The sequence below is a fragment of the Trichocoleus sp. DQ-U1 genome (assembly GCF_039961925.1).
Taxonomy (GTDB): Bacteria; Cyanobacteriota; Cyanobacteriia; order Cyanobacteriales; family FACHB-T130; genus FACHB-T130.
Window position 1 is genome coordinate 1 of sequence record NZ_JAMPKB010000023.1, and the last position, 15,862, is coordinate 15,862.

The 15,862-nt window shown below is 49.1% G+C and carries 11 protein-coding genes and 1 other RNA gene; 5 read left to right on the forward strand and 7 right to left on the reverse strand.

Features of this window, described 5'->3' with window-relative positions:
• Positions 1-171: 171 nt before the first annotated feature.
• The gene (locus NDI34_RS11835; RefSeq protein ID WP_348232748.1) at positions 172-1,116 is read right to left on the reverse strand and encodes a vitamin K epoxide reductase family protein; all 945 of its coding nucleotides are present in this window, start codon (positions 1,114-1,116) and stop codon (positions 172-174) included.
• A 163-nt stretch (positions 1,117-1,279) separates the two neighbouring features.
• Positions 1,280-2,122, reverse strand: a complete 843-nt coding sequence (btpA, locus tag NDI34_RS11840; protein ID WP_190415113.1) for a photosystem I biogenesis protein BtpA — start codon at positions 2,120-2,122, stop codon at positions 1,280-1,282.
• Between the two features lie 339 nt (positions 2,123-2,461).
• On the opposite strand from btpA, the gene rimO reads away from it, so the two are divergent.
• From rimO to thrC, 3 genes are all read left to right on the forward strand, one after another.
• Entirely contained in the window at positions 2,462-3,787 is a 1,326-nt protein-coding gene (gene rimO / locus NDI34_RS11845) for a 30S ribosomal protein S12 methylthiotransferase RimO (protein WP_190428665.1), read from the forward strand.
• 128 nt (positions 3,788-3,915) lie between these two features.
• Positions 3,916-5,349, forward strand: coding sequence for a DEAD/DEAH box helicase (locus tag NDI34_RS11850; protein ID WP_190428666.1), 1,434 nt, complete (start codon positions 3,916-3,918; stop codon positions 5,347-5,349).
• 187 nt (positions 5,350-5,536) lie between these two features.
• The gene (gene thrC / locus NDI34_RS11855; protein WP_190428669.1) at positions 5,537-6,649 is read left to right on the forward strand and encodes a threonine synthase; all 1,113 of its coding nucleotides are present in this window, start codon (positions 5,537-5,539) and stop codon (positions 6,647-6,649) included.
• Between the two features lie 94 nt (positions 6,650-6,743).
• Here the strand turns inward: thrC and NDI34_RS11860 are convergent, their stop codons facing one another.
• Positions 6,744-7,322 carry a hypothetical protein gene (locus tag NDI34_RS11860; RefSeq protein WP_199292084.1) on the reverse strand — a complete coding sequence of 193 codons (579 nt, stop codon included), beginning with the start codon at positions 7,320-7,322 and terminating at the stop codon, positions 6,744-6,746.
• A 151-nt stretch (positions 7,323-7,473) separates the two neighbouring features.
• On the opposite strand from NDI34_RS11860, the gene NDI34_RS11865 reads away from it, so the two are divergent.
• Positions 7,474-8,427 (forward strand): YihY/virulence factor BrkB family protein, encoded by a 954-nt coding sequence (locus NDI34_RS11865; RefSeq protein WP_190428667.1) that lies wholly within the window; start codon positions 7,474-7,476, stop codon positions 8,425-8,427.
• A gap of 8 nt (positions 8,428-8,435) precedes the next feature.
• Here the strand turns inward: NDI34_RS11865 and NDI34_RS11870 are convergent, their stop codons facing one another.
• The 4 genes from NDI34_RS11870 to NDI34_RS11885 form a co-directional block, all read right to left on the reverse strand.
• Positions 8,436-9,221: a hypothetical protein gene (locus NDI34_RS11870; protein ID WP_348232749.1), complete on the reverse strand. Its 786-nt coding sequence runs from the start codon at positions 9,219-9,221 to the stop codon at positions 8,436-8,438.
• A 428-nt stretch (positions 9,222-9,649) separates the two neighbouring features.
• Positions 9,650-10,041, reverse strand: a transfer-messenger RNA (tmRNA) gene (ssrA, locus tag NDI34_RS11875).
• 183 nt (positions 10,042-10,224) lie between these two features.
• On the reverse strand, positions 10,225-11,943 hold the full coding sequence (locus NDI34_RS11880; RefSeq protein ID WP_348232750.1) for a protein kinase: 1,719 nt from the start codon (positions 11,941-11,943) through the stop codon (positions 10,225-10,227).
• A 64-nt stretch (positions 11,944-12,007) separates the two neighbouring features.
• Positions 12,008-14,155, reverse strand: a complete 2,148-nt coding sequence (locus NDI34_RS11885; protein ID WP_348232751.1) for a BamA/TamA family outer membrane protein — start codon at positions 14,153-14,155, stop codon at positions 12,008-12,010.
• A 224-nt stretch (positions 14,156-14,379) separates the two neighbouring features.
• Between NDI34_RS11885 and NDI34_RS11890 the strand changes: the two genes are divergently transcribed.
• The gene (locus NDI34_RS11890) at positions 14,380-15,705 is read left to right on the forward strand and encodes a lipid-A-disaccharide synthase-related protein (RefSeq protein ID WP_348232752.1); all 1,326 of its coding nucleotides are present in this window, start codon (positions 14,380-14,382) and stop codon (positions 15,703-15,705) included.
• Positions 15,706-15,862: the final 157 nt, after the last annotated feature.

Below are 15,862 nucleotides of genomic sequence, written 5' to 3' on the forward strand. Positions count from 1 at the left end.
AACAAGTCTTTGAGCCGCTCCCATTGGTCATCGCGCAGGGCATACCGTCGTGTCATTGCTCAGCCTTTTCTTCTCTCTCTTGCTCTAGCTTATCTAATTGATGACACGCCCTACGGCAAATATCTTTTTTTCCGTTTCGGGTGACATCGCTATTTTCTATGGCACCCAAATTTAAAGTCCCGGCAAGGAGTTCTGAAAGTTGCGAGGTCCTGTATAACCCGTTAAATCAGCCAGTGTCTCTAAAGATTTCACACCTGGAGCGACCAATTTACCGTTGACTTCCCAGCTGGGGTAGCTTTTAATTCCTGCTTTTTGGCAGATTTCTGCCTGCTGCTGTGGTGCTTTGGGATCGGCACACTCAATATAATTTATTTGGCTGAATGCCTCTTTCCCAAACAATTGTTTTTGATCGTGGCAGTGAGAACACCAGAAAGCACCGTACATCTTTGCTCCTGCTGCTTCAAGATGTTTCGCTAAAGCAACTTCTGCGGAGCTAGAGACGGTGGTAATGGGAAATGTTTGCGATCCGGTGGTGGCAGAGCCACCCCCTGAAGCAACTGGTGACTTCACAGTGGCATAGACGCCCAGAGTGCTAACTAGGGCTACCATTGCCACCACGATCCCGGTAAAAAAGAGTTGTCCCCAGTCTTCCCAAGCGCGACCGATCAAGGTCAGCACTAACAAGCTAAGGGAGAAGAAAGCGGAGGCAAGACAGTAGAGACAAACGGCTTTGATTTCAAATGCCAGTAGATACATCAAGTAGCCGCTGAAAACCGTCATAGCGGTGCCACCGGCAAATAGTAGCAACCAAGTCCAGTTTTCCAGTTGAGAATGGAGGTCTTTTTTTTCAACTGGGTTGGCTACCATCGGAGCGAGGGCGAAAGCGACCATGCTGACATAAGCCAGCAAGCCAAATAAAGTTAAGGGAACACCAAAGACGGAGGCGTAGGGGCTTGAGAGGACTTGATCGCAACCGCTGGTAGGACAGGCAGCAGAGCCTCCTGTTAGCTTGACTACGGTTAGATAGCCCGTCACTAAGGCACCTAAAATAGCGATCGCCGCAATCAGCAGACGGGACCAGCGATGAATCCAGGGAGTAGAACGTCGGCGGCTCATGTCAGAACTGAGGTAGGAGGGCTGAGAAGTGAGAATCGAAAACTGAAGCGCGAAATTATCGCAGGTTAGAGAACTCAGTAAAAAGTTTTGAGATGTTAGTTTTTTGGAGTTAATTTAGAAAACCAACAACTAAAAACTAACAACTAACAACTGCAACTAACAACTAATAAGTGACCGAAGAAACAGGCTTGGGTTCCGCTTTGGTCGCAAAGCTGCGTCGGGTTGCTTCCACAAATTGGCTGACCCGAATCGGGTCAATGGGCTGCTCGATCCGCCCGTGGCGCTTGAGAGAGCTGGAAACAATCACGCCATCTGCGGCTTGCATCAGCGTAGAAATATTTTCCCAGTTGGCACCACTGCCGATAAATACGGGCGTCCCGTTGGCAGCGGCGGTTGCTAGTTCCAAGTCTTCTAGACTCGGAGGGCTACCCGTCGCCCAGCCACTTAAAATGACGCCATCTGCTAAACCCCGCTCAATCGTCTCTTGCACTGCTGTGGTTAGATTTGGGGAACCTAAAGGGCGACCGTGCTTGACTAAGACATCTGCCAAAATTTTTACATTACTGCCCAATTCCCGACGGTAACGGAGCAATTGATGCGCCTCTCCCTCAATCAGCCCTTGGTCAGTTGCCATGACGCCGGTAAGGACGTTGACGCGGATAAACTGAGCGTGGACGCAGGATGCAATTGCGATCGCGCTATGGGCATCATTGCGTAATACATTAATGCCTACAGGTAACGTCACCAAGTTCATGAGCCGCTGGATAATCAGTGTCATTGCACTAACGACCGCTGGATCTACCTGGTTTTTACTAAAAGGGGCGTCAAAGAAATTTTCCACAATAATGCCGTTCACGCCTCCAGCAGATAGCGCGGTCGCTTCCTGCTCAGCTCGATCGATAACCGCTTTCAGGCTACCTCCCCAGCGGGGAGATGTCGGCAGCGGCAGAAGATGAACCACGCCAATGATGGGATTCGGTGTCTTGAAGATTTGATTTAAGTCCACTTGTCTACCTGAAAACACCGGCGAATTCTTGCTACACCTGTCGGTTATTCTCCTCCAAGCAGCAAAAATGGCAGTGAAATGAATCGCATCTTGGATGATGCCATTCTAGAATTTTATCTAGAATGGAGACAGGGGTAGATACCACTATCCAGTTCCCTACTCTGGTTGGTGAGTGGAAGATAGATTCTTCAACGACTCAACTCCTATCTTCATACCCAAACCCGCTCCTCCCAGTTTGACACTCACGTCCCACTGGGTCGTACACTGCTGTGCCAAGAATAGGGTATAATATTTTGGCTTCAGCTTCTAACAGAATTTCTTTAGCCGTATCTAAACCGCATGGGCAATAAGCCAACAATTGCAATTTCTCACTTGGGCTGCGAAAAAAACCGTATTGATACCGAACATATGTTAGGTCTGTTGGTACAGGCAGGGTACCAGGTAGACAGTAATGAAGAATTAGCAGAATATGTTATAGTTAATACATGTAGTTTTATTGAGGCTGCAAGGACAGAGTCTGTCCGCACCTTAGTAGAACTGGCGGAAGCGAACAAAAAGATTGTAATCACAGGCTGCATGGCGCAGCACTTCCAGGAGCAGCTGCTGGATGAATTGCCAGAAGCGGTTGCCGTGGTGGGCACCGGCGATTATCACCAGATCGTCGATGTGGTTCAACGAGTGGAAGGCGGTGAACGGGTCAAGCAAGTTTCAGAGCTGCCGACCTACATAGCCGATGAAACAACGCCTCGCTACCGCACGACATCGGAAGGTGTCGCGTACCTGCGGGTAGCGGAAGGATGTGATTACCGCTGCGCGTTCTGCATTATTCCCCATCTCCGGGGAAATCAGCGATCGCGCTCCATTGAATCCATCGTCGCCGAAGCCCATCAGCTAGCCTCGGAAGGAGTCCAAGAGTTAATTCTCATCTCCCAGATCACTACCAACTACGGTCTGGATATTTACGGGAAGCCGAAACTGGCGGAACTTCTACGGGAGTTGGGAAAGGTTAACATTCCGTGGATTCGGATGCACTATGCCTATCCCACAGGTTTAACACCAGCCGTCATCGAAGCAATTCAGGAGACTCCTAACGTATTGCCTTATTTGGATTTGCCGTTACAGCACTCCCACCCGGAAATTCTCCGCGCCATGAACCGACCTTGGCAGGGACAGGTAAACGACCAAATTATTGAGCGGATTAAAACAGCTCTGCCTGATGCTGTACTGCGAACCACTTTCATTGTCGGGTTCCCTGGCGAAACGGAAGAGCATTTTGCACACTTGCTACAGTTCGTCCAGCGCCATGAATTTGACCATGTAGGTGTGTTTACTTTTTCTCCAGAAGAAGGCACCCCTGCCTTCACCTTGCCCAATCAACTGCCCCAAGAAGTCATGGATATCCGTAGGGATGCCTTGATGGAAGTTCAGCAGCCAATTTCCTTGAGAAAAAATCAAGCTTGTGTCGGCAAGATGGTTGATGTCTTGATTGAGCAAGAACATCCAGAAACTGGGGAATTAATCGGTCGATCTGCCCGATTTTCTCCGGAGGTAGACGGATTAGTCTACGTCCAAGGCGACGTCCCATTAGGTTCTATAGCATCGGTGGAAATTACAAGCACTGACATCTACGACCTGTATGGTCATGTCGCCAAGCCCGAAGCATGAAGAATGACAACTCAAGAATGAAGGCTGAAGAACTAAGGCAAATATTAATTCATACTTCAAACTTCATACTTAAAAACTTCATACTTCGCAATTCACAATTCTCGAACACTAACAACTAACAACAAATTATGACCCTTTCGTTCACAAGCCTAGGCCTTTCAGAAGCTCGCATTCAGCAACTAGAAAAACTAGGCTTCACTGCGCCCACACAAATTCAATCCCAAGCCATTCCTCATCTGTTGGCTGGTCGGGATGTGGTGGGACAATCCCAAACTGGAACCGGAAAAACAGCGGCTTTTTCGCTGCCGATTTTGGAACGGATCGACATTAAAAATCCCGCAGTCCAATCGCTGATTTTGACACCGACGCGGGAATTAGCTCAGCAAGTTGCTCTGGCAATTCGCAGCTTTAGCAACGAGCGGCGGTTGGGTGTGCTGACAGTATATGGCGGTCAAGCTATCGACCGGCAGATCCAGCGCCTCAGACAGGGCGTTCAGATCGTAGTTGGAACCCCAGGACGGGTGATTGATTTGCTCAACCGGGGAGAGCTTAAGCTCGATCAAGTCAACTGGCTGGTATTAGATGAAGCCGATGAAATGTTGAGCATGGGCTTTATTGACGATGTAGAAACCATCCTCAAGCAAGTCCCCACCGAGCGTCAGACGGCATTTTTCTCGGCGACAATGCCGCCGACCATTCAAAAATTGATTGCGAAGTTCTTGCGATCGCCAATGAACGTCTCTGTGGAGCAGCCCAAAGCCGCTCCCTCCCGGATTAACCAGGTGGTGTACATGGTGCCCCGCGGCTGGTCAAAATCTCGCGCCTTGCTGCCCATCTTAGAACTGGAAGATCCCGAATCTGCCCTAATCTTTGTGCGGACACGCAAGACAGCCGCGGAACTGACCAACCAACTGCAAGCTGCCGGTCACAGTGTAGACGAGTACCACGGCGACCTCAATCAACAAGCCCGGGAACGGCTGCTGATGAGGTTCCGCCAACACCAAGTGCGCTGGGTAGTCGCCACCGATATTGCGGCGCGGGGTTTAGACGTTGACCACCTGAGCCATGTGATTAACTACGATCTGCCAGATAGCGTGGAAAGTTACATCCACCGGATCGGGCGTACAGGTCGCGCTGGTAACGCAGGAACAGCCATTTCCCTGATTCAACCGATGGATCGTCGGAAATTGGTGCTAATTGAGCGGAAAGTCCGACAAACCCTGAAAATCGTCCAAATTCCCACACGGGCGGAGATCGAAGGGCGACGTCTGGAAAAACTGCAAGCTCAAGTACGCGAAGTATTGAGCGGAGAGCGCATGGCTTCGTTCTTGCCTGTCGTGGCGCAACTAAGTGAAGAATACGACGCCCACGCGATCGCGGCAGCAGCACTGCAAATGGTGTACGACCAAACTCGTCCCTCTTGGATGTCCAGCGAACAAGAAACACCAATGGACGATCGGGGAATCTCTACTAAGCCAAAGCTGATCAAGCGTCCCAAACCAGAAGTGAAAAGCGAGAACACAGAAGTCAGAAGGCAAAAGCCTGAAGAAATCCGCAATTAAAGTAGCGTAGAAAACGAAAATTTCTTCTAGCTTCTGTTGAAGGAGAGAGAATAAATGACAGGGGTGAACTTCTCCCCGTCTCCCCTCTCCATTTTGAGAAGAGTGGGTTTAGTTCAAGGGTCGGTTTTTTATAGACAAACTCTGGAGCGAACCCACTTCGGCAATCCCTTTCCCCTCTCTGACTCCTGTGGCTTTAACTGTATCTGCTGCGAATTCTCCTGCCCTAAGTAACCCTGTTGGACGGCAGTCCTGGCCTGGACTGATTGAGGCATATCGGCAATATCTGCCGGTGACGGACACAACGCCAGTCGTAACACTGCTGGAGGGCAATACTCCATTGATCCCGGTTCCCGCGATCTCTCAGATTGTGGGTAAACAGGTGCGCGTGTTGGTGAAGTATGACGGTCTCAATCCCACTGGTAGCTTTAAAGACCGGGGGATGACGATGGCAATTTCTAAGGCAAAGGAAGCTGGTGCCAAAGCCGTCATTTGCGCCAGTACCGGCAACACTTCAGCCGCTGCTGCTGCCTATGCCCGTCGGGGCGGAATGCGAGCGTTTGTATTGATTCCCGATGGTTACGTGGCGCTAGGCAAGTTAGCTCAGGCGTTGCTGTATGGGGCGGAAGTTTTGGCAATTAAAGGAAATTTTGACCGGGCGCTTGAAATTGTACGGGAGATGGCAGAAAATTACCCCGTCACGCTGGTGAACTCGGTAAATCCCTATCGCTTAGAAGGACAAAAAACTGCTGCTTTTGAAGTGGTAGAAGCGTTAGGAAATGCTCCCGATTGGCTGTGCATCCCCGTAGGGAATGCCGGAAATATAACTGCATACTGGATGGGATTTTGTCAATATCATCAGGAAGGGAAATGCGATCGCTTGCCCCGAATGATGGGATTCCAAGCGTCTGGCGCATCTCCCCTGGTTACAGGTCAGGCAGTGCCGAATCCAGAAACCCTGGCAACCGCTATTCGCATCGGTAATCCTGCTAACTGGGAACGGGCGATCGCTACTCAACAAGCCAGCATGGGTCAGTTCAACGCAGTGACAGATGCCGAAATTTTAGAAGCCTATCGTCTCTTGGCATCCGAAGAAGGTATTTTCTGCGAACCTGCTAGTGCGGCTTCCGTTGCTGGACTTCTGAAAGTAAAAGATCAAGTTCCCGCAGGCGCTACCGTAGTGTGCGTCCTGACTGGGAATGGTTTAAAAGACCCAGATACGGCAATTAAACATAGCGAAAATTCGTTTAAACAGGGAATTGAGCCAGATTTAGCGACCGTGGCGCAGGTGATGGGATTTTGAGCAGTTAGGCTCAGTTTCATTAGATTATTTCTGAAGTGTGCGCTCCCTCCAAACCTTCCTTATTGCGGTGGTTAAGGAGGGAACTTTACACCTTTTAAGCTTTTGAGCCGGGATTGCGCCCCTCCTCTTCTTGTGAAGACGGAGGGGTTTGTTTATTGTTTTTGCTAGCTTGAGTGCTTACTCCTACCCACTGACCGCGCGGAGCTGATTGGCCTGATGCCGCTGGTTGGCGGGTTATGCGCTCCCGACTAAGTCGATCGAGGGTATCCCCAATCGCAGTCGTTAAACTTCTGCGGGTTTGTGCATGATTGGTCTGCTCAGATTTTAAAGCCTGGGTAAGGCGATCGCGCTCAACCATCGCCTCGGTTAGTTTCGCTTTTAACTCCTCCAAATTTTCTAGTTGTTCTACTTCTGCACGAATTGCCTCCATAGCACCCGGATCGTCCTCTGTGGGTTGTGGTGAACTCTGGAGTTGCCGTAGTTGACTTTTGAGCTTTTCAATCTGTTGTTGAGCTAGCTTTGCCTCAGTTCGGCGTTGCTGCGCTTCTGTGTTATACAGTTGACGCCAGTTTGCCGCACTTTCCAAAGCCGCATCGCGATCGCGCTCTAACTCTGCTAGCTGCTGTTTCAGGGTCTTAATTTCAGCCAACCACTGCGCTACCTCGTGGGCCATTAATAACGACTCCTCATCGGTTACAACGATCAATTTTTAACAAAATTTGCCGATTTGTCATACACACTATCGATAGTTGTACAAAACCCCTGTAACCTTAGTAGTTGATTTGGCACAGTATAGAAAACGTTGTATACGGAATCAAACAATAATGCGCTCGTTCTTAGCCTATGCTGCTCTTAGAGGCTCCTCAATCCGTTTTTTCCGTTTCTTTCGACATCTCAGCTGGGCGACTTTAAAGAAAACCTTCCAGCGCGTAGCCCAACGGCGGTTAACAGGACTTTCGGCAGAAATGGCCTACAACGCCATGTTAGCTTTGTTTCCAGCCATTTTGGCAATCTTGACCGCAATTGGCCTGTTTCAATCCTCATCAGACACTTTTGAAGGGTTAGCTAAGCAATTGAGTGAAATTGCTCCTCAAGAAGCTCTTTTCCTTATTGAAGGTTTTGCCCGCGAAATCAGTCAATCGCAAAATCAAGGGCTGTTTTCCCTCAGTTTTGTTGCAGCTATTTGGGCGTCTTCTGGGGCGCTGAGTGCCGCCATGACCGCTCTCGATCAAATCCATCAGATTCCGCTAGAACAAACCCGACCCTTTTGGAAAGCCAAATTAATTTCTATCGCTCTAACAATTGGTACCATTGTCCTGCTGATTATTGCTTCCTTTTTAGTATTTATTAGCGACCTGATTGTGAAGCTATTAATCAGCCAAAGTGGATTATTGGAATTGTTAAGTATTTGGCGGCTTTTTAGCTGGCCTTTGGCATTAGGCATTGTCGCCTCAGCCTTTGCTTTTATCTATCGCTATGGTCCTAGCCGCTGGGTTGCTGGAACCCCGATTATGCCAGGAGCAATGGTAGCGGCTGTATCCTGGGCGATTATATCAGCTTTGTTTCGGCTTTACGTCTCTAACTTTGGTAATTACAACAAAGCCTATGGTGCAGTAGGTGCCGTTATTGTTTTAATGCTATGGCTGTATATGAGTTCTCTAGTACTGCTGATTGGCGATCAGTTAAACGTTACGGTGGGAGAATCTATGCGGCATCACAGCAAGGCGAAACTAGCCTCTTTAGAGGCTGAGTCGGCACCAGAATCAAAAGCTGGGTAAATTGAGATTTAAACTTTTTCTGGGTACTTCATTAAGGGAACCGTCGGTGTTTCCTCCTCAATGCGGATTTGCACTTCTTTGACATAGGAACTCATGTAAGACATCACTGCATAGATAAAGAGAACAACACCGACCATCTCCAAGCACTCTTCCAAGCTTGACATCAGCATATATCCAATCGCCTGTATTGTCTGCTTGGTTGAAGTGGCTCCCCAAATTAAACGACCATAGTGATATACGTAAAATCCACTCACTAACTCCATGCCAATCGACCCTCCAACAAAGAAAGTTCCGGCAATCAGAAATAAACGCCGTATCTTTGCGGGAAGATGGACGAGAAATTTTAAGAAGAATATTAAGGTAAGAAATACAAAAGCAATACCGAAAATTACCCAAGTATAGTATAAAAATCCGGTAGCTTTGAATGTATCTCGAAGTGGCTCGATCGTCTTTTCATGGAAACTTAGCCATTCGTCTGCTGATAGAAAGAGAAAAAGAACCGACAGAACGCCCCAGTGGAAGGTATAGCGATCGCTTTCAGTTTTCTTCGCGTAGGTAATAACCGCTAGCAAAATTGCACAAAGTAATAACAGCGATGCTGAAAACAAGGCTGGAAAATTTTTCTCGCGATCGACGTTGAATAACTCTACTACTTTATTTAACCATAAGAGCTTATAACCTTGCTGGTATAAGAAGTGCCTTGTTAACTGACTGGCAAGGCTGGCAAAGATGAACCCTATGACTGCGAAAATCAGAAATTTCCTAGCTTTCTTTGGAGAGATGAAAAACTGCATTTTGAAACCTCTCTTAAAAAATTTAAGCTTGGTGAAACGGAGAATTGAAAAATTTCCCGAATTTTTAAAGTGCTATTTGAGTGATAATGGGCGATTAAAAAGCAGGAAGTGTACGGGATTTCTCGGCTAGCGAGCGCGATATCCAGCACAAATGACACGAGGTTACGCTCGTGTTTTGGTAAAAGTCCCGCGTCAAAATGATTAAGAATAAGTTAATGATAGATTAAGCAATATATAACAAAGTGTCAAGTCAAAGTCTATTGAGATTTCCGTCGAAGAATGGACACCGACACGCAAAAGTGTTATTAGGTCTGCTTTCCAGGAAAGTTGACTCTAAACGATTAACTTAAAATAATTAAAACTAAACTTATTAAAAGCAAAAACCACCTTGTACTTTTGGGTAGAAGGTGGTTTGAAAAAGTAATTAGAAGTGGAGCCTACGGGAATCGAACCCGTGTCCAAATTGGGTATTAACCTATCGCTCATTCACAGGTTTAGCCTATCTAACCCTCAAGGCGGGAACCATCCATTATCCCGGATGACAGGATTCTCTGATGAGGTCTTAGCTAGCAAATCTACCAGAGACGACTTGCTATCGCATCCGTTGGGGTTGTTCTGTAGCCCTTAACGGAGTCAGACTACAGACGCTCAGAAACCTAAGATGAGGTTTTTAGGCAACGACAGCTGCCTGACGAGCGAATGCTACGATGTTGTTTTTCGCAGTTACTTTTTTTTGAGTCCAGTATTAACGAGAGAAGACTCACTCTCGACCTGAATCACGGGGCAGCGTTCGCCAACCTGTCGAAACCATTAAGGCCCCCTGTCTCACATATTCTATTATAGTTATTTGTTGAAGGAATGACTGAATTTAACAAGGTTTCCAGAGACAGTTTTCGGGAGTAATAGCCGAACGATTCAGTTCGGTTTAATCGGTGGTTGGCATCCCAAATATAGAGGGAAAAGCGATCGCTGCCAATTGTGCAAACGTCGATACAAGCAGTCGCTAATTATCCTTCTGTTTGTCCGATTTCTCCGGCTTGTCCGGTTTTTCTGGCTTGTCCGGCTTAGACTTCTTTTCCGATTCCGGTTGGGATTGAGTTTCTGGTTTAACAACTGGCACGACAACTGAACCTGGCGGTGCGGAAGTCTCTGGTGCAGATGAGGGTGCAGGATTAGTTGGCTTGCGATCGCTGCGAGGGAATGGCGGCGTCACTTCCGAAGCGGCGGGAGGCTGCGGATTGGCAACCGGGGATGGTGGCGGCTGTTCCGAAGCGGGAGAAGGTTGTGGATTGTTAGCAGCCGGTGGCGGAGTTTGTTCGGATGTAGGAACCGGCTGTTTTTGCTCCCTGCGTTCTATTTCTGCCTGTCCGGCGTTCTTGTTCGTTTCACGATTAGATTGCGGCTTGTTTGAGTTCGGGGATTTCGATGAAGTGTTTGCAGGAACATCCGGAACATCGCGCTTAACCCGCTGCTGAGATTTTCTACGGAAGGATTTTTGAACTTCAACGGGTTGCCGTTCAGACTCAGTAGGGGTGATATTAACTTTCTCTACGGATTCGGGAGTGACAGTTTGTGCCTCTTGTGGCTGATTTTGCGGCTGGGATTCCGGTTGGGCAACAGGGGAAGCGTCGGGCGGTTGAGGCTGACGCCAGACAGAACTCAACGCGATCGCTAAACCGGATGCGATCGCGATTCCTGTAGCAATGAAAAGACTGCGGGGATTTCGGAAGAAGGAAGAACTGGATTGATGGTTTCTCTCTTCTGGTACGGGCGAAGCGATCGCGCCCCCATTTCTTGAACCCGAATTTTTTCCCGCCAAAGCTTCGCCTCTAGACGGTGATGGGGAGATAACTGGGATAGTTGCCCCTGTATGAGTTGGCGGCATTGTTTCGGCAGTGGAACCTGCAAACTGAAGATCCGGCAACAGAGACAGCCACTCATCTACACTGCCAGGTCGATATTGAGCATCCACAGCCATCCCACGCATTACCGCCTGATTTACCGCCGGACTTAGGTAGTGTTTTAAATCGCGGGGTGCTGGCATCGGTTGCCTGTCTCTCAGTACCGCAGGTGTTGGTACTGTTGCCGTTAACAGCGCGTAAAGTGTGGAGGCTAACCCATAAACATCCGTCGCTGGGGTACGCTTTGCTTGGGGTAGGTACTGCTCAATGGGAGCATACCCTTCAGAAACAATACTTGTATGAGTTTGGGTTGAGTCTGGCGTAAACTCCCGCGAAATCCCGAAGTCAATCAGCACCACCTCTTGAGTTCCTTGGCGCAGAATGATGTTCTGGGGCTTGATATCCCGATGCAGCAGATTATTTCGATGCACCACTTTAACTGCTGCCCCAATCTGCTGCATGAAGTGGATAGCAGCTGACTCTGGCAGAGGCTTGTCTGGAAACACGACCTCTTGCAAAGTATTACCTGCAATATAGTCCATTACCAGGTAGGGCAACCCAGCTTCCAAAAAGAAATCATTAACCCGAACGATATTGGGATGGACGCACAACGCTAAACGTCTTGCTTCATCCTGAAACTGACGCCCAAATCTGGCAAAGTCAGGATGCCGACAGAGGGAATCGTTGAGCGTTTTAATGACTACAGGTTGCCCCAAGTAGTGGTGGGTGGCTTGAAAGGTAACGCCAAAGCCACCCCGTCCCAGTTCTCGATCGAGAGTGTATTTGCCACCCTGCAAAGTTTTGCCAACTAGCGTGTCCATGCAATCACCAAGAATGAAGGATGAGCTAATTTGAACTCGTTTTAAATTTCTCTTCCTTCCGATGTTAGAACCTTTGACCGATCCCGAATTGGAGTCGGCTTTCACCGTGGTCGTTGATACCAAAGTCAGCCCTGAGCAAGCCAATCGGGGATTGGACGCGCACACCAGCTCCGTAGCCAAAGCCAGTTCCTTGTTTGCCACGGACAGTTCCAGGTTCTCCCGGCACCGTATCGCCAGAGCCTAAGTCGGAGCCAAAGTCAGCGAATAAAACGCCACCTACCGGCTTAAAAACTGGGAAGCGATACTCGGCAGAGGCTAACACATAGCTGCGACCGCTGGCAACATCACCACTTCCGTAGCCCCGTACAGAATTGATGCCACCTAGATTAAAGGCTTCATAGGGCGGGAGATTGCCGATGGTTGTGCCTCCCTGCACGTTGAAGGCTAATACATCTGGAGTTGCACCGTTGGTTAAATTAAAGGGTATGTACTGGCTGTAGTTTGCCTTAACCCGGTTCATCAAGATACTGCCGTTCCCAACCGGGATCGATTGTTCTGTACTGAGGCTGACGACCGACCCTTTGGTTGGGTTAATTGGATTGTCTCGTTTGTCTTGTGCGATCCCAGCAGACACGGAAACTTTGTCGTCGATACCGTTTTGGCTATAGGAAAGGCGATTTCCTAATTCATCTACGGGTGAGAGATTGCCTTTGCTATCGCGGATGCTGGTGCGGGTGTAGTTCACGCCTACCGATGCCTGCACATCGCCTACAGGTTTCGTGAAGGTGACGCCGCCGCCAAACTGCCCTTCCCGAACTTTGTCCCCATTCGGCAACTTGACATCTTCATTGAAGGTTTCGGAAAGTTGCCGCTGTCGAGATGCCTCGATACTATATCCAGGGCGGTCTGGATTGCTGGCGCGATAGGGACTGGTAATATTCCCATTAAACTGTAAGTCGCTCCGGCTTGCTTGGACATTCAAACCTACCTGCTGGTTAATGCCCCCAAAATTCTGGTCTTTATAATTAATGCTGCCGAAGATGCCACTGTTCTCGCTGTAACCACCCCCAACGTTGACGGCGCGGGAAGTGCGTTCGGTAAGGTCGTAGCTCACGTCAACTTTTCGAGAATCGCCAGTGAGGGAAACATCCGCGTTGTCAAACAGCCCTAACTGATACAGCCGTTGCAAGTCTGTCCGTGCCGCATCGACCCGGAAGGGTTGACCCGGCTTCAGTTTTAACTCCTGACGGACGAAATTTTCTTGGGTGCGTCCTTTGGTTGGCTTGCCCTCGCTGTCTAAAAAGCGGATTTTCACATTCCCAACGATACCCTCAGCGACTTCAATGGTGACTACCCCATCGCGGCTGGGTTGCACGGCTAGCACTTGTGCTGCCACATAACCATTTTGCTTGTACCACTGGTTAATTTGTTCGGCACTTTGGTTGAGGGCATTGGGGCTAATTTTTGCCCCCAGTTGGGATTTAAAAATATCGTTGGCAACCGCTGGAGTCAGGGCTTGGGCACCGGAAAGTTTGAGCGATCGCACCACCAAGGGTTTCACCTCGAAGACTGTTCTCAGTCCATTTGGCTCGGTATAACTGTTTACGTTGGCATCAGTAAATAGTCCGGTCGCTAAAATCGCCGTTACATCCTTTTGCAGCTGGCTTTGACTGGTATCTCCACCCGGACGAGTTTTAATCGTTTGACGGACAATTTGCTGCAACTCTGGTGTCGCTCCCGCTACCTCAATACCTGTCGCGGTCACGACCAAGTCTGGTGAATTGATAGAGCTAGCAGGCGCTTTTTGGGGAACGCGAGTCGTCTGAGTAAATTGAGGCAGTGTCCGGGTTTCCGGTGCCGCAATGGCTCTCGCGGGGCGGGTGGTGGCAGAATTAACTGGAACAACCACTTGGCTATTGACGGGTTGTTGAGCTGGCGCGGATGGCTGGCGCGTACCCGAATTAACCGGGACAACGACCTGAGCATCTGCTATTTTTTGAGTTGCGGCTGTTGAGGAAGGCACATCGGAAGTGACCGGGACAACGACAACTTCTTCAGCGTTTGGTGTCTGGGTTGGAGAGGAAGAAGTTGTACTGGCGCTAGCCAGAGAACTGAGATCGCTCGCAGCCAAAACCGCTAAAGTGCAAATAGCCAAAGAAGGAACGCGCATTATAGAAAACCAGGGAGAGAGAGGAGGAGAAGGAGATTGCATACAGATATCCAGCGAAATGGTATAAGACGGTAGCTAGTGTAAAATCGCTAATTGCTTATCGCTTACGAGGTTTTGTTAAATTTGACACTCGCTATTGCCGTCTGGTTCCATTCGTCGATTTTGAATTTGGAAATTTTTCCCTGGCTTCTCTGGAGTCAGGAAGGTTGGATTTTGGATTGGCAATGGAGAAACAATCGAAAATCTAAAATCTGTGGAGGTCTGGGATGAGGGTACTGTGCCTCAGCAATGGTCATGGGGAGGACATTATTGCCGTCCGGATTTTGCAAGAACTTCAGCAACAGTCTCATTCTTTGGAACTAGCAGCCTTGCCATTGGTGGGTGATGGGCGAGCTTACGCTGAGTTAGATATCCCTATCATTGGTCACGTGCAAACGATGCCCTCCGGTGGCTTTATCTATATGGATGGGCGTCAACTGGTGCGAGATGTACAGGGCGGTTTACTACAGCTCATCCTCGCCCAGCACCGCGCGATCCGGAAGTGGGCGTCCCCAGGCAGAACCAAGGAGCGAAGCAGAGGCGTAATCCTGGCGGTGGGAGATATTGTCCCGCTACTATTTGGCTGGTTAAGCGGCGTTCCCTATGCTTTTGTGGGTACGGCTAAATCGGAATATTATTTGCGAGATGAAGCGGGGCCATTGCCACGGCGCGACCAAAGAGGGCGCTGGGAAGGTTGGTCTGGGTCTGTTTACCTGCCTTGGGAACGTTGGCTGATGAGTCAGCGGCGTTGTAAGGCGGTGTTTCCCAGAGATGGGCTGACAACTCAGATGTTACAAAAGTGGTCTATCCCGGCGTTTGATTTAGGGAACCCGATGATGGACGGTCTGGAACCGCCGAGATCCAGGGCAATATTTTATTCGTCAAATGCTGAACAGGAAGAGATGAGGCGATCGCTAATTGTGGCTCTTCTCCCCGGTTCTAGACCTCCCGAAGCTTATGCCAATTGGCAGCAAATTATGCAAGCTTGTGTGGGGTTAATGCAGGGGTTTGCACCTCGACCCGTCCTATTCCTGGGCGCGATCGCACTTGGGTTAAATTTAGACCCTTTGTGCCAAACCCTTGAAGCTCACGGTTGGCGACAATCTAATGCACTGGGGGCAAATGAGAAATTCTCTCCCTCACCGATTTCTGACCCAGAAGCACTAACTTTTACGAAAGAAAATGGCACTCTGATTCTGACTCAGCACGCTTATAACGATTGCTTAAATCAAGCAGATTTAGCGATCGCAATGGCTGGTACGGCAACGGAGCAGTTTGTCGGATTGGGGAAACCCGCGATCGCGATCCCCGGAGAAGGTCCTCAGTTTACGAGCGCCTTTGCCGAAGCTCAATCTCGCCTGCTAGGACCCTCCCTGATTTTGGTAGAACAACCCGCTAAAGTCGCCGGGGTTGTGCAATATTTATTACGCGACCCCGATCGGCTGCAACTGATTGCTGAAAATGGACGCCGCCGCATGGGAGAAGCGGGAGCCGCCGAGCGGATTGCGGCTTGTGTGATGGAACGCTTGTTGGGTTTTTACTTTTCAATTTAGGCTCAACCCATTGCTAATTGCCACTGACAGTAGGGGAGCAAAGTTGTTCTTCCCCTACTCTGATGGCGTAGCCTTGTTGAAAGAAATGATTGCCCAACTCATGCCCACCCCGTTTATTTAATTGAGTTGATGTCCCAACTATCATAGAGAATAAAGA